Source organism: Chryseobacterium sp. CS2K3, assembly GCF_059515185.1.
The window spans coordinates 1-15,318 of sequence record NZ_JCAKRW010000011.1 but is presented as its reverse complement, the minus strand read 5'-3'; the positions used below and the strand labels follow the sequence as shown (position 1 = coordinate 15,318).

Genomic DNA, 15,318 nt, shown 5'->3' with positions numbered 1-15,318 from the left:
GCTTCCACTTTTGAAATTTAAAAATAAAACAAAAACGATATGGATAAGATTAAAGACACAAGAAGTTTCATGAGAGTTACACACCGATATCTGGGATATTTCCTTGCCGGTATTATGGCTGTATATGCAGTAAGTGGAATTATATTAGTCTATAGAGATACCGACTTTCTTAAGAGCGAAAAAAAGTATGAGAAGACTTTATCTGCCAATCTTTCTGAAAAAGAACTGAAAAAGGAACTGAAGATGAAAGGTCTTGAAGTAGAAAAAACGGAAGGAACTGTTCTTCATTTTAAAAAAGGAACTTATGATTCGGCAACGGGAGTAGCTAAATATTCAAAAATGGAACTTCCTTTTGTATTGGATAAAATGGTTTCTCTTCACAAATCGCAGTCTAAAGATGCAATTGCTCCTCTAAGTGTATTCTTTGGAGTTGCTCTTTTCTTCTTTGTTATTTCTAGTTTCTGGATGTTTAATCCTAAAACAAAAGCATTTAAACGTGGTATTAAGTTTACGATTGCAGGATTGATCATTTCTGTCATTCTTCTGCTTATTTAGATAGAAGCGGTAAAAAAACAAAATATTTTTTTTCTTAAATTCAACAATTTACCCTTTTTCTTATTCACTCCACAACTATTACGATTGTAAAATATTCAATAAATATGTTAAAATACAAAATTATATCTCATTGATATTATTAACATTAATTTAGAAATATTGTCTAAAATTAAGAGTCTGGCACATTTATTGTTTTTTCTATAATTCGTGAATAATAAACATTTAATTATTAAAATAATAAATTATGAAAAAACTTATTTTAACAGGAGTATTAGCCATAGCAGGATTAACAGCAACTGCAAACGCTCAGATTCAAAAAGGTAATTGGATGGTAGGGGGTAACCTTGCAGGTGCTAATTTTGGTTTAAATGAAGGGGCAGGATATGATTTTGCTATTCAGCCAAAAGGAGCATATTTCATTGAAGATAATTTAGCAATCGGGGGATATGTGGATTTAGGATTTAAAGGAGCTAAAGACGCACCGACAACTTTCACGTATAATGTAGGAGCATTAGGACGTTACTATCTTAACCCTGGAGAACAAGGAGTGAATAATCTACTTCACCACGGAAGATGGTTCTTAGAAGGTAACGTAGGTGTTGGAGGAATGTCTATCTCTAAAGGAGGTTCTTCTTCTAACGGTCTTAACTTCGGAGTTGGTCCTGGTTACTCATACTTCATCACACCAAACATTGGTTTAGAAGGTCTAGTAAAATATGATGCTAATGCAGGATTCGGAAGCGGTGGATATACTAACAAAATTACTTTTGGTTTAGGATTCCAGATTTATCTTCCTACATCTAAAGCTAAGCAAATCATCAACGACGTTAAGTAATCAACCACTGATACACTTATAAAAAAATTGAAATCGCCCCGAAATTTTATTTTGGGGCGATTTTCGTACAAATTAAAACTAAACTATAAAAAATCAAATAAATAAATCATATATTGGGCTGAGGCGTATACCTCAGATACGGCTTTATTACAGTAACACCTTTCGGAAACTTCTTTCTGGCATCTTCGGTAGAAATCGTTGGCGGAATAATAACCTCATCCCCACTTTCCCAATTAACCGGAGTGGCTACCGAATAACTATCTACAAGCTGTAATGAATCTAAAACTCTTAGAATCTCATTAAAGTTTCTTCCTGTAGAAGCCGGATAGGTAATAATCAATCTTACTTTTTTTTCAGGATCTATAATCAATAATGAACGTACGGTAGCAGTAGCAGAGGCATTAGGATGAATAAAATCATAGAGTTCTGATATTTTGCGGTCCTTATCAGCAATGATAGGAAACAAAACTTCTGTATTTTGAGTTTCATTAATATCTTTAATCCAATTCTGATGATCCTCTACTCCATCTACACTTAATGCAATTGCTTTTGTATTTCTCCTTTTGAATTCAGTCTGCAGTTTTGCCGTATATCCCAGTTCTGTAGTGCAAACCGGTGTATAATCTGCCGGATGAGAAAATAATATTCCCCACGAATCTCCCAGGAAGTTATAGAAATTAATATCTCCTAAAGATGACTCTGCCTGAAAGTTCGGTGCTATATCTCCTAGTTTGATTGACATAATATTTCGCATTTGTTAGTCTACAAATTTAGTAGACTTTTTGATATAAGCAAAACTTTTCTTGAAAAATTTATATCTTTAATGTCAAATTTTAATTCATGGAGAAAACCGGGCTTACCTATGTAGATCTTGTTTATAAGGTATTGGAAAATTGGTATGTAACATTTGCTAAGCTTACCCCGAAACTGATTGTCGGAATTTTAGTATTTACCTTCTTCCTCATTACCAGTAAATATTTAAGCCAGATTGCAGTAAAATTATTTCATAAATTCTTTCCTAAAAGTCAAAAGGAAAGTTCTCTGGTAACGCTTATCAGTATATTCAGGTTCCTGATCATGTTGCTTGGAACATTCATTTCTCTTGAAATAATGGGCTTCAGTGGATTTCTCTGGAAATTTATCGGAAGTTTAGGAGTTGCCGGGGTCATTGCCGGGGTAGCTTTGAAAGATTTGGTTTCAAGTATTTTTTCAGGAATGCTGATCGGTATTGATAAAGCCTTTAAAGTAGGTGATTATATTACCATAGGAGCTCATTCCGGGACTGTACAGGAAATTGGATTTTTAACGACTAAAATTCTTACAGATGATGGAAAGAAAGCTTATATCCCGAATCAGGTAGTCTTCAATGCTCCATTCTATAATATTACAGCATCTCCGCAGCGCAGAATTATTCTAAATTTTGAAATTCCGGCAGATGAAGATATCAGTAAAGCTCAAAAAGGAATTTTGGATGTGATCAAAAATCTTGATAATGTGGATAAGTTGGATACTGCGGAAGTTATTTTTACCGATTTGAAGCAGGGTTCATTTAATCTGCAGGTTAAATTCTGGATTAAAGTCGGAGCAAATCTGGCACAGGTAAGAAGTAAAGCTTATTTAAATATTAAAGAGCGCTTTGATGCGGATAAAATCCAGCTGGTGACCCCTACAAGTATCAGTATTACAAGCGGAGAAAGTAATTTGTCTGAAAATCAAAGTCAGGATAAATAATAGTTTTTTCCACAGATCTCAGTGATGTTTGTGGATTTTTGCTTAATAACAAGCTGCTTCAATTATTGGAGTGGCTTTTTTGTTGGTAAACGTAATGACGCAAGATTTTAGAAATTGCAGATATTTTAAGGCGCAAAGATTTTATCTGCGATAAAATTTTATACTGCTGAATGATTGCCACGGATGCACGAATAATTTTATTTGTGTGTAACTTTGTATTAAATTTCAGACATATAAATTAGGTATTTATATAGTTAAATAATATTATAGTATCAAAAAATTCGTGTTAGTGGCTAAAAAACACTACCCTTGCTGAAAATCTTTGATTTTCTTGCGCCTTAAAAATATTCTCGGCTCAGATAAATCTTTGCGTCCTTGCGAATTCCAACAGAACAGTAAAATTAAAGTTAGGATAAATAATAGTTTTTTCCACAAATCTCAGTGATGTTTGTTGATTTTTGCTTAATAACAAGCTGCTTCAATTATTGGAGTGGCTTTTTTGTTGGTAAATACAATGACGCAAGATTTTAGAAATTGCGGATATTTTAAGGCGCAAAGATTTATCTGCGATAAAATTTTATACTGCTGAATGATTGCCACGGATGCACGAATAATTTTATTTGTACATACATCTATGTCTTTATATATGGTTCTATGTCTTAACCATACAAAAGTATAGAATAGTATTTCATTTATAATTTTTAAAATTGGAATCAAATAAAAAATTCGTGAATTCGTGGCAAAAAAATATGCACTTCTTGTTTTCCAACAAATTATTCTGTTCTGTGATTATTATGAATTACAGCACTGTCCTTCTTATGAATTTTGGGCGCAGTGTCATTTACTATCATCGTCTCTCCTATAATAGCACCATCATTACTCAGACTGTCATCATTTAACTCTACAGCAACCTCTCCTGTTCTCAGAGGTCTATCTTTTGTGCAGCCGGCTAAAAAAAGGATTAAAGAAAGTACTGCAAATGTAACCTTGCTGTTTTGAAAAATACTGGGGATCAGTCTGAAGAATTGCTTTTTTACTTTTTGTGATCTTTCATCTTCAATATTTAACTGATAATTATAAAATGTTCCACAAACCTTTTCGTTCCCTTTTTCAGTGAGAATTTGTAGAATTTCTTCAGATTGCTTTTGAGTAAAATCAATTACACATTTGTTACAGACAGCACAAAATCTGCCTTTTTCCTGTGGAGACATAGATTCCCAATTTTCGGAACAAGGTTCCAGAATATATAAGTTTTTCATGAATACTGTTTCTTATACGCATTAAAAAACCGTTCCAAAAATGAAACGGTTTCTTATTTTATATGAAAATTTTAGACTAAGCTAAAACTTCTTTTACTTTATTTGCAGCTTCTTCTAAAGTAATTGCAGAGTGAACTGGAAGACCAGACTCGTCAATTAATTTTTTAGCTTCTACAGCGTTAGTTCCTTGTAATCTTACGATCAATGGAACCGGAAGGCTACCCATAGCTTTGTAAGCGTCTACAACACCCTGAGCAACTCTGTCACATCTTACGATACCTCCGAAGATGTTGATCAAGATAGCTTTTACGTTTGGATCTCTTAAGATGATTCCGAAAGCAGTCTGAACTCTCTGAGCATCAGCAGTACCACCTACGTCAAGGAAGTTAGCCGGGTTACCACCTGATAATTTGATGATATCCATAGTTGCCATTGCAAGACCAGCACCGTTTACCATACAAGCAACGTTACCGTCAAGTTTTACGAAGTTAAGACCAGCTTCACCAGCTTCTACATCCATTGGATCTTCTTCTCTTGTATCTCTTAATTCAGCTAAGTCTTTGTGACGGAATAATGAGTTGTCATCTAAAGTTACTTTAGCATCTACAGCGATAATTTTGTTATCAGAAGTTTTCAACACAGGGTTGATTTCGAAAAGAGATGCATCAATACCTGTATAAGCATTGTAAAGAGAACCGATGAATTTTACGAATTCTTTGAAAGCATTTCCTTCAAGACCTAAGTTGAAAGCAATTTTTCTAGCCTGGAAGCCTTGAAGACCTAAAGCAGGATCTATGATTTCTTTGTGGATTAAGTGAGGAGTTACTTCAGCAACGTGCTCGATATCCATCCCCCCTTCAGTAGAATATACGATTGTATTTTTACCTTCAGCTCTGTCTAAAAGAATAGAAACATAAAATTCTTTAGTTTCTGTTTCACCTGGATAATATACATCCTCTGCAACCAAAACAGAATTTACTTTTTTACCCTCAGCAGAAGTTTGTGGAGTTACCAACTGCATTCCGATGATGTTCTGAGCGTTTTCTTTAAGTTTATCCATGTTTGGAGAGAACTTTACACCACCACCTTTACCACGACCACCTGCGTGGATCTGAGCTTTTACTACCCACCCTTGAGCGCCAGTTTCAGCAGTTAGTTTTTCAGCAGCAGCTACAGCTTCGTCTACGTTGTTTGCAACGAAACCACGTTGGATAGCTACTCCGTACTTTGATAAAATCTCTTTTGATTGATACTCGTGAAGATTCATATTATTTTTATTATTTTATTTAAAAATTTAAAGGTTGACAAATTTACTAAAAAGACATGGAAGTTCAAGATTCTTCATTCAAAAATTAAAGATTAGTTCCTTGATTTTTGACATGTTTATACATTTTTCCTTATTCTTCCGCTAATTTTTCAGACTGAGAACCGATAAACGGAATTTTCGGAGCAAGAAAATATCCTGTAAGGCTAGCGAAAAGAATCGGAACAAAATAAGTAAAACCTGTCAATGTTCCTAAAATTATGGTTGTACTCATCGGGGTTCTCGTCACACAGGCATTAATTGCCGCCATACAACTTACAATTGCTAAAGTGCTATCCACAGTTGGAAATACATTGTGAATTATTAATCCTAATGTGGTCCCCACAAAGAAAAGAGGGATGATAAAACCTCCTCTCCAACCTGAAGTAACGGTAATGGCAATCGCTAAAATCTTAAATATTAGAACCAAAATCAGAAAGTTCAGCCCGAAGTTTCCTCCAATTAACTGATTGATCTCATTGTGTCCAAAATATCTTGTAATTGGAAAATAATAAGCTATAATTCCTAAAACAACTCCCCCTACTAATGTTTTGATGTAGATAGGAAATTTTCTGTATTCAAAAACTTTTTTGAAAAATTTCACCACGAAAATGAATATCCATCCGAAGAAAGTTCCTACGATTCCAAATAAAGTTGCGTACAGAAAATCATATACTCCGGTGTAATGATAAGCTTTTAAATCCCATGTTGCACCGATTCCTAGGTGGATAATTAAAGCAAACATCAGATAACTGAAGCAGCTTGCTACTAACGCGGGTATAATTGCTTTATAATATTCTACTGCGTGTTTATGATGCAGAATTTCCAGGGAAAAAAGGCTTCCCCCAAGCGGTGCTCCAAACAATGCCGTAAATCCTGATGCCATTCCGGCGATACTTAAAGAGCGTAATTCCTCACCTTTTAATCTGAAAATTTTTCCCAACCAGGTTCCGGTAGATCCGGTAACTTGTACCAAAGGTGCTTCCGGTCCTAAACTTCCTCCTGATGCTACGCAGAATAGTGAGGATAAAATCATGGAAGGATTATTTTTCGGCTCCAGTTTTCCTTTATTAAATCTGATGTTATTTACAATCAGATGTATTTCTCCGGGATCTCCGATAAAATGAATAACCAACCCAGCCAGTAATCCACAAATCGCCATTGTCGGAATAACCTGCCAGCCTTGGAAGTGTGCTAAAAACTCAGTGAAGTGTTCTAGTACGATCCAATATCCTCCGGCAATGATTCCGCCTACAAGACCTGTGACTGCCCACATGAAAAAAGTACGGCTGAACACAAATGGATTGAACTTAATCGGTTGATCCAAAAGGTTGAATGTTCTTATGAGCCGTCTTCTTCTGTTGATTTTCATGTTTAGATTTTGTTTTTAACAAAATAAAGGATCAGCATTCCCCAGCTCAGGATCATGAATAATCCTCCAAACGGAGTAATGGGTCCTAAAAACTTAAGATTAACACCCAAATAATCCTGCATACTTAGGAAATAAATACTTACGGAGAATAAAATCGTTCCGGCAATCATTAAAATTGAAGTCCATTTTTCTGTGGAAGTTTCAAATTTTAAAATATATCCGATGATCAGCAGGAAAAAAGCGGCATACATCTGATATCGTACTCCGGTTTCAAAACTTTCCAGTCTTTCCACCGATAATATTTTTTTTAAGGCATGGGCACCGAATGCTCCAAGGATCACGGAAAGCATTCCGTACACTGCTCCAAAAACTAAAGTAATTGTTTTCATTTTATAACTCTTCTAATTCTAGGGTTAAATATTTTTTTGTTTTATAATCCTGCCAAGTTCCTGAGATCTTCTTCCCATCCATGTCTGCTTCTACATGAGCTCTTGGAATCCATTTACTGGCAGCATCGTCATAATGATCATTCTCTACAATGGAAATATGATTTCCTTTCATCTGCCCATCCCATTTGATCAGTTTTTTGTTTTTGTCATACCAATATTCTGCATTAAAAGAACTTATTCCTGAGGAATCATCGGCGGGATAAAAACGACTGACAAGAACTGTAATGGGATATTTCCCATCTATTTTCCCTTTGTACAGCTTATTTCTGAAACTTGTTTTCTCTATTTTATCAGAACCGTTCAGTAAATTTCGGGTGTAAGGGCTCCAGTATTTTTCTAATTCTTTGTACGGAAACTCTACAACATGGCTATCAAGTTCGTCCAATGCTCTCATAGCATGATTAGCACATCTTCCTGCAATAAACCTGATTTTATCTTTGGCAAAATAATACTGTATACCATCTAAAGTATAATCGGTGAAGCAATCTTCATAGATCCCAATCTGATCCTGAACTTCTTCCGAAGGATTTTTCTCAGACTTTAGCTGTACAAGAAAATCATTAATCTCCTTCTTTATTTGCTTTCGAATTAAATTTTCAATTGTTTTAGCTGCATTGGGAGTAAAAAGATCTTCTGCATTAATAAGATTTCCTGTTCTGAGATCAAAATTCACCCATTTTGCAAAATTTTCCGGATAAGCACCTGAAGCTTCTCCATCCATTGCGATAGATAGAATATTTTTAGGAGTTTCAATTTTTTCCCAGCTGTAAAAATAAATATAGTTGGAGTAAGAGGTTTTTCCTGTAGATACCAGCTTAAAAGGATTAGGTCCCGAATTCGGAACATATTCCAGTTCATTAACCTGTAAAAAAGTATTTATCTTATTTTCTACTAACGGATTTTCAGCATAGGAGATCAAAGGAAAGTTAGAATCTTCCGTCTTAGGCAATAGATCCGTAATTTTTACATTTTTCTGCTGCGAAAAACCTAAACCTGATACCAATAAAAAAAACAGGATACTCTTTTTCACTATTTTGATTTTAAATACATTAAAATAAATTTTGCCACCAGTGTAGAAATCCCCAGTATGATAAACATATTGGCAAATTTCTTGGAGCTTTTAAAACCAGGGGATGTTGTTTTCTTCAAAAAGAATCCAAAAGCGAGAAATATAATAGGCAGTATGATCTGTAACATTATTTTTCTCTCATTCTGTTAAACTCATTGATCACTTCGTGGTGGCTCACCGTTTTATCTTTAAAGTACGTCACAAAATGCTGTTTCTCTTCTTCCGTAGCTCCCAATTGGTTCAGAATATTTAATAAGTGCATTTTCATGTGACCTTTCTGAATTCCTGTTGTTACCAATGAACGTAATGCCGCGAAGTTTTGTGCCAGTCCGGAAACAGCAAGAATACTCATTAATTCCTGGGCAGACGGTTTTCCAAGTAATGCAAGAGAGAATTTTACCAGGGGATGAAGATTCGTTAAGCCCCCTACAACTCCTACAGAAATAGGAAGATCAATCCAGAATCTGAAAACTCCGTTATCCGTAGTACAATGAGTCAGAGATCTGTATTGTCCGTCTCTTGCAGCATAAGCATGTGCGCAAGCTTCTGTCGCTCTGAAGTCATTTCCGGTAGCGATGACAACAGCATCTACTCCATTCATCACCCCTTTATTATGAGTGGTTGCACGGTAAGGTTCAATTTCTGCGATGGTTACTGCCTGTTTAAATTTAGCAGCAAATTCTTCCGGGGAAATTCCGCTGTCATCTTTTAAGTCTTCCATTTTACATGAAACCTCTGCTCTAACGACACAATCCGGGGTAAAATTGGAAAGGATATTCATCACAATCTGTAATGAGTTCTTTTCATCCTGAGTAAAATCTTCACTTGTTGCTACTTCCTGTCTCAATGTTTTCCCGAACTGTTCTAGACAAGAATTGATAAAATTGGCACCCATTGAATCTACCGTATCAAAGCTAGCTTTCAACTGGTAATAATTCGGCATTTCTGCAGTTTTATCCACAAGGCTGATGTTTAGAATTCCACCGCCGCGTTTTCTCATATTCGCAGTGATTTCTTCTGTAGATTCCAGTAATTTTTTCTTTAAGCTGAAATTAAAGAAATGTAATAATTTGTGAGGCTCCACACTGAACATAAAGTGGGTGTGCCCCAGTTTTTCGGTATTGATAATGGTTGTTTTAAAACCTCCTTTATCGATCCAGAATTTTGCTGCCTTGGAAGCTGCTGCCACTACTGAACTTTCTTCAACAGCCATTGGAAGTGCCAACAATTTTCCGTCGATTAAAAAGTTCGGAGCAATTCCGTAAGGCATATAAAAATTGGAAATCGTATTCTCAGAAAATTCTTCGTGAAGCTTCTGAAGATCTGCGTTTTCGTTCCAATATTGTTTTAATATATTTTGGTATTCCTGATTTCCCTCAAGATATTCGTTTACGAGCCAGTCGATTTTCCCCTGCTTTGGAAGCTTGGAAAAACCTTCGATTGGTTTATGATTCATGATATAAACTTTAATGAGCCGTAAATATAATGATTTTGAGACTCTTTTTTGTTGATAACTTCTATGAAAAAAGATTGACATTTATCAATTTTGGAACTAAATTTGAACATTATTTAAAACACTAACAGATACAAATCATATCAATATATTTAGAATATGAATTTTGACCGCCTTAAAGAAAAACTTGAAATCCTTGCTGATGCAGCGAAATATGATGTTTCGTGTTCATCAAGCGGTGGAACCAGAAAGAATAAAAAAGGAGCTTTGGGAGACAGTTCGGTAAGCGGAATCTGCCATACCTATACAGAAGACGGGCGATGTGTTTCCCTGCTTAAAATTCTATTGACCAATCATTGTATTTATGATTGTGCCTACTGTGTTTCCAGAAGCTCGAATGATATCAAAAGAGCTGCATTTACGGTAGAAGAAGTGGTAGACTTAACGATTAATTTTTACCGTAGAAATTATATTGAAGGGTTATTTCTAAGCTCAGGTATTTTCAAAAATGCAGATACAACGATGGAACGTTTAGTACGGGTAGCCAAAAAATTACGTCTGGAAGAAAATTTTAATGGTTACATTCATCTGAAATCCATTCCCGGATCAAGTGATGAACTGATGCAGGAAGCGGCTTTATATGCAGACAGATTATCTGTAAACCTTGAAATCCCTACTGAAAGCGGCTTAAAATTATTGGCGCCCGAGAAAAACAGGCAGGATATGATCAGCCCGATGCGTTATATCCAGAAAGGAATCACTCAGTATCAGGATGAAAAAAAGATTTTAAAGAAAGTCCCCAAGTTTGCTCCGGCAGGACAGTCTACTCAAATGATTGTGGGGGCTACGAATGAAAACGATTTACAGATTATTAAGGTGGCAGATCATTTTTATAAAAATTTTAATCTTAAAAGGGTTTACTATTCAGGCTATGTTCCGGTCTTAGAAGATAAAAGACTTCCTTCTTTAACGACTGAAGTTCCAATGCTGCGAGAAAACAGATTATATCAGTCGGATTGGCTGATGAGATTTTATGGCTTTAAAGCTGAAGAAATCCTTGATCCCAACATTCCCTTTCTGGATTTGGAAGTAGATCCAAAACTAAGCTGGGCATTGCGACATCTGGATCAGTTTCCTGTGAATATTCAGACCGCAGATTATCAGATGATCTTAAGAATTCCTGGTATTGGTGTAAAATCTGCACAAAAGATTGTAAGTGCAAGGCGTTTCCAGATATTGAATATAGATCATTTGAAACAATTGGGAGCAGCAGTGAACAGAGCAAAATATTTTATTGATTTCAATGCCGGAAATGCTTTTTTAAAATATTTAACGGATAAAAACTTCAGAAAATTACTTATTGGCGGTAGCTCTTCAAAGTTTCACAATCAGTTTTCACACCAGCTAAGTTTATTTTAATTATATAAAAAAGGCAAAAAGTTATCTTATGAAGAGTATTGATCATTTTTCAATCTTTTTCCTAAGCAATTATAATGACATCATTTTTCAATTAAATAATGACAACTTTACTTTACGACGGTAGTTTTGACGGACTTTTCACAGCAATATTTGAAGTTTTTGAGTACCGTTATCAGGATGTGGAAATTATTAGCAAAGGAAAATTTCAACAGGAAAATATTTTTGCCGAAATCCATGAAGTCATCACTCAAACGGATAAATCTGACCGGGTTTTAAACAAACTGGAAAAAAATCTAGGAAAACGAGGGGTTCACAAACTTTTAAAAGTTTTTTTGTCTGAGGATTCTGATTCAGAAAAGCTCATATTATCTGCGGTAAGGCAGTCTATCAAACTTGCTGAAGAGAATATTCTTGAGAATTTTGCAGATAGCGATATTATGAATATTTCCAAGATCTGTAAATCGGTAGACAGGGAAAGTCACCGGATGACGGCTTTTGTCCGCTTTGAAAAAATGCAGGATGATATTTTCTTTTCAAAAATAGATCCTGATTTCAATGTTATTCCTTTGATCAGAAAGCATTTTAAGAATCGTTATCAGGATCAAAAATGGATGATCTATGATTTAAGAAGACATTACGGAATTCTGTATGATCTGGAAAACTGTGATTTCTTTTATCCTGATGAAAAGCTGGATATAAAAAATTATCAGGAAAAATTTCATGATGAGGAAAGAAATTATCAAACCCTTTGGCAGAGATATTTTACAAAAACCAATATTGTTGAAAGAAAGAATCTGAAACTACATACCCAGCATGTTCCAAAAAGGTATTGGAAATATCTGACAGAAAAATGGTAGAACTATAATTGTCCTATCACTTAAAAAAACTCATATTGTGGATAACTTTTTTTATTTCATTCAATCTGTAATTTATCAAAAGTATTTCTATCAGGCATTTCACATAACTTCCTAATTACAGGAAAGATACTATAGCAATTAATCCATAATCCAATATTGTGGATAACTTTTTCACAAAAAAAGTAAATCCGATGAACCGAAATGCCTTTCCTCAGACAGTTCCCATAACACACTTGTATTATGGGAGATATAATCTACAATCTAATATTGTGGATAACTTTTTTCTGATCATTTATATTTTCCACTGTTAACACAAATTGAAATAAATAATGGTATTTGCTTTTTGAATGATGTTTTTGTCTCTTGAAATTTAAATTCAGCTCAAATCTGCATTGGTGTTTTAATTCAAAGACTCATATTGTGGATAACTTTTTGAATTTAATTTAATCAGTAATTATTCAAAACTCCTTTCATCAGCCATTTTATATAACATATTAATTATAAAATAGATATGCTAGTAATTAATCCAGAATCCGACATTGTGGATAACTTTTTCAGGATTAATAAGCTAGCCTGCCAGCTGAAACGCTTTATGGCAAAAGGTTTTTGTAACTTATTATATTTACGAAAGATATGTTCTACAATTCCTTATTGTGGATAACTTTTTTAATCACTGATTAACATAGATAATTTTACTCTTTCAGCCTCAATAGAAATACCAGGTGCTGTTTTTTACCCTTGTCAAGGTTTATAACCTTGACAAGGGTAAGTTAAAACTCAGCTGCTACTTTGCTCAGGAAAATTTTGGAAAATTTCCATTTATATTCTGATGTTGGATAATAACATTTACTTACGAATTGTACGTAATGCTTTTTTGATAATATACTGAGTTTCTTTTGTATTACTTTCCCGAAGCCATTCATCACATATTTCGACCACAAATTCTGGTTGAGACTTGCTGGCATCATTCAACCAGTTTCCTACACTATCCAGTACATATCGTGACGGATCTGATCGTAAAGGTTCCAAAATTTCTAATCCAAGCCCCGGATTTTGTTTTAATTCCTGAATATGTTCACACCAAACTCCTCTCGGTCTCGTAGATTCACTGGCAAAACGTCTGATATTTTCATTCTCATGGGTTGTCCATTCTACAAGGATAGATAAACTTTCCTCAAGATTTCTTGCTATATCGGGGCGTACTGTCATCCAACAGATTTCTCTTACTCCAAAATGATGATCTGAAGCAAATGACTGTATTTTTTCAAGTTTTTCCTGAAGATTAAAATAATTATTTCGTCCAATTGTATAAGCTGCCCAGCAGCGAGCCAAGTCAGCCTGATGGGTTGATAATGTTAATAAAAAATCTTCATCATTATTTTCGGTAGCAAGATCAAGAATTTGCAAACCGATAGTTTCATTGATTGAGTTGACGGTCTGTTTTTTTAATTGATCTACTTTTTCAAGGATGGGTTTCAGATATTTTGTACGATCATACTGCTTTAGTAAATTTTCCAATAACATTCTTTGATCAACTGCCAGCCATTCTGTAAGATTAGCGGTTTCAATTTCACCCTTGTTCAACTGTATTAAAATATCATTGGGAATATCTTTGATGGAACGTGCACCCTTTCTTTTTTCTGTCATAATAACTGTATTAGATCTTCTACATCTACTCTATTCATGTAATTTACATCTAAAAATTTATATATAATAGTTCCAGTTTCGTTGATTACAAAAACTGCGGGCACAGGTAATATATTATCCTCATTTTTATTAAAATCAGAAAGAGTAATTCCTAAATTCTGATAATATGGAAGAACGAAATCCTGAAGTTGAAAAGTAATGCCCATCTTTTTAGCAAAATTATTATTAGTATCCGTCAATACTTCAAATTCAAGTTCATTTTTTTCTATCATTGTCAGAGAATGATCCCGACTTTGTGGAGAAATAGCGATTAATGCCGTATTTTTATCTTTTATCCTTGATAAATTTTTCTGTAAATACTTTAATTCCAAATTACAGTAAGGGCACCAGCTTCCCCTATAAAAAGCCAAAATCATTTTACCATTCTTGAGAATTTCATTTGAGTTTATCAAATCACCAGATGTGTTGAATAATGAAAATTCAGGCATTTTCTCTCCTATCTGAATACTATTTTCTTCGATATTTTTTGTTTTTAAATCTTCAATAGACTTTCCAAATGCTTCCATTATTTCCTGTGGAAGCTGAGAAGATAAACTCTGATTCAATTGTTCTATCTGATTTGCCAATGTATCCATTTCTTTTAATTTCTTATTTTTACAAAGGTCTAAAAGCCGTTATAAATAGGCAATAACGCATATTTTTCACCCATAGGGATAAAAAAGTCAATTTTATGGAAATAAAGGGAAGAGCTGAAGAAAATAAAATCTGTCCATTGGAAGTTGCAGTCAATACCATCAGTGGGAAATGGAAAATTCCTATTGTTTGGCAAATCAATGAAGGGAAAAAGCGCCCCAGTGAGTTTTTGCGCGGAATTGCCAAGGTAGACCGGAGAGTTCTTAATCAACAGCTTTCAGAAATGGTGGAAGACGGTATCCTCACAAAACAGTCTTTTAATGAATTGCCTCCAAGAGTGGAATATACGCTTACTGAGCTTGGAGAAAAGCTGGTTCAGATTCTTTGGCAGCTGAATGATTGGGGAAAATTATTGATTCCTGAAGATGGAAATATTTTATTGAAAAACGCAAAGGCGCAAAATTATATTGAATAGGTAGGAGTGTATTAAGACGCAGGGATTTTATCTGCGATAAAATTGTATACCGCTAAATTATTGCCACGAATTCACGAATAATTTTATTTATGGATATTTAATTTTATTCTAGCAGTAAAAAAGAAATTCGTGTATTCTAAGACATATGCAAATTATATCTTGTTAAATTTACAAAAGGCTCTTCTCTTTTTACTACAGCAAATATTCTGTATATAAGTTTACACCATACGGCATTAATAATAGAATTATGGGCTTTTCCCT

General features: G+C 34.5%; 15 protein-coding genes. 6 read left to right on the top strand and 9 right to left on the bottom strand.

The features are described 5' to 3' along the window. Positions 1–39: 39 nt before the first annotated feature. Both AC5YGG_RS17310 and AC5YGG_RS17305 read left to right on the top strand, forming a co-directional pair. Entirely contained in the window at positions 40–555 is a 516-nt protein-coding gene (locus tag AC5YGG_RS17310) for a hypothetical protein (protein WP_066697144.1), read from the top strand. Between the two features lie 244 nt (positions 556–799). Next, entirely contained in the window at positions 800–1,390 is a 591-nt protein-coding gene (locus AC5YGG_RS17305; protein WP_496145694.1) for a hypothetical protein, read from the top strand. Positions 1,391–1,496: 106 nt separating this feature from the next. On the opposite strand, the gene AC5YGG_RS17300 is transcribed toward AC5YGG_RS17305, so the two are convergent. Beyond that, positions 1,497–2,132, bottom strand: coding sequence for a peroxiredoxin (locus tag AC5YGG_RS17300; protein ID WP_496145693.1), 636 nt, complete (start codon positions 2,130–2,132; stop codon positions 1,497–1,499). 98 nt (positions 2,133–2,230) lie between these two features. Here AC5YGG_RS17300 and AC5YGG_RS17295 point away from each other — a divergent pair, with 98 nt between their 5' ends. Further along, complete coding sequence (locus AC5YGG_RS17295; RefSeq protein WP_496145692.1) at positions 2,231–3,121, top strand: mechanosensitive ion channel family protein; 891 nt, start codon at positions 2,231–2,233, stop codon at positions 3,119–3,121. Between the two features lie 773 nt (positions 3,122–3,894). Here the strand turns inward: AC5YGG_RS17295 and AC5YGG_RS17290 are convergent. From AC5YGG_RS17290 to AC5YGG_RS17265, 6 genes are all read right to left on the bottom strand, one after another. Continuing rightward, positions 3,895–4,380 (bottom strand): hypothetical protein, encoded by a 486-nt coding sequence (locus tag AC5YGG_RS17290; protein WP_496145691.1) that lies wholly within the window; start codon positions 4,378–4,380, stop codon positions 3,895–3,897. Positions 4,381–4,456: 76 nt separating this feature from the next. Continuing rightward, the gene (gene sucC, locus AC5YGG_RS17285) at positions 4,457–5,647 is read right to left on the bottom strand and encodes an ADP-forming succinate--CoA ligase subunit beta (RefSeq protein WP_076390839.1); all 1,191 of its coding nucleotides are present in this window, start codon (positions 5,645–5,647) and stop codon (positions 4,457–4,459) included. Between the two features lie 130 nt (positions 5,648–5,777). Then, the gene (locus AC5YGG_RS17280; protein WP_496145690.1) at positions 5,778–7,055 is read right to left on the bottom strand and encodes a chloride channel protein; all 1,278 of its coding nucleotides are present in this window, start codon (positions 7,053–7,055) and stop codon (positions 5,778–5,780) included. A gap of 2 nt (positions 7,056–7,057) precedes the next feature. Beyond that, on the bottom strand, positions 7,058–7,444 hold the full coding sequence (locus AC5YGG_RS17275) for a DUF423 domain-containing protein (protein WP_496145689.1): 387 nt from the start codon (positions 7,442–7,444) through the stop codon (positions 7,058–7,060). A 1-nt stretch (position 7,445) separates the two neighbouring features. Further along, entirely contained in the window at positions 7,446–8,534 is a 1,089-nt protein-coding gene (locus tag AC5YGG_RS17270; RefSeq protein WP_496145688.1) for a hypothetical protein, read from the bottom strand. Positions 8,535–8,700: 166 nt separating this feature from the next. Then, positions 8,701–10,029, bottom strand: coding sequence for a hydroxymethylglutaryl-CoA reductase, degradative (locus AC5YGG_RS17265; RefSeq protein WP_496145687.1), 1,329 nt, complete (start codon positions 10,027–10,029; stop codon positions 8,701–8,703). A gap of 156 nt (positions 10,030–10,185) precedes the next feature. Here AC5YGG_RS17265 and AC5YGG_RS17260 point away from each other — a divergent pair, with 156 nt between their 5' ends. Next, positions 10,186–11,445, top strand: coding sequence for a putative DNA modification/repair radical SAM protein (locus tag AC5YGG_RS17260; protein ID WP_496145686.1), 1,260 nt, complete (start codon positions 10,186–10,188; stop codon positions 11,443–11,445). 98 nt (positions 11,446–11,543) lie between these two features. Next, positions 11,544–12,302, top strand: a complete 759-nt coding sequence (locus tag AC5YGG_RS17255; protein ID WP_496145685.1) for a TIGR03915 family putative DNA repair protein — start codon at positions 11,544–11,546, stop codon at positions 12,300–12,302. A gap of 846 nt (positions 12,303–13,148) precedes the next feature. Here the strand turns inward: AC5YGG_RS17255 and AC5YGG_RS17250 are convergent. Continuing rightward, positions 13,149–13,949, bottom strand: coding sequence for a DNA alkylation repair protein (locus tag AC5YGG_RS17250; protein WP_496145684.1), 801 nt, complete (start codon positions 13,947–13,949; stop codon positions 13,149–13,151). Beyond that, on the bottom strand, positions 13,946–14,584 hold the full coding sequence (locus AC5YGG_RS17245) for a peroxiredoxin-like family protein (RefSeq protein WP_496145683.1): 639 nt from the start codon (positions 14,582–14,584) through the stop codon (positions 13,946–13,948). Before AC5YGG_RS17245 ends, AC5YGG_RS17250 begins: the two co-directional genes overlap by 4 nt. A 95-nt stretch (positions 14,585–14,679) precedes the next feature. Here AC5YGG_RS17245 and AC5YGG_RS17240 point away from each other — a divergent pair, with 95 nt between their 5' ends. Further along, positions 14,680–15,057, top strand: coding sequence for a winged helix-turn-helix transcriptional regulator (locus AC5YGG_RS17240; protein ID WP_496145682.1), 378 nt, complete (start codon positions 14,680–14,682; stop codon positions 15,055–15,057). Positions 15,058–15,318: the final 261 nt, after the last annotated feature.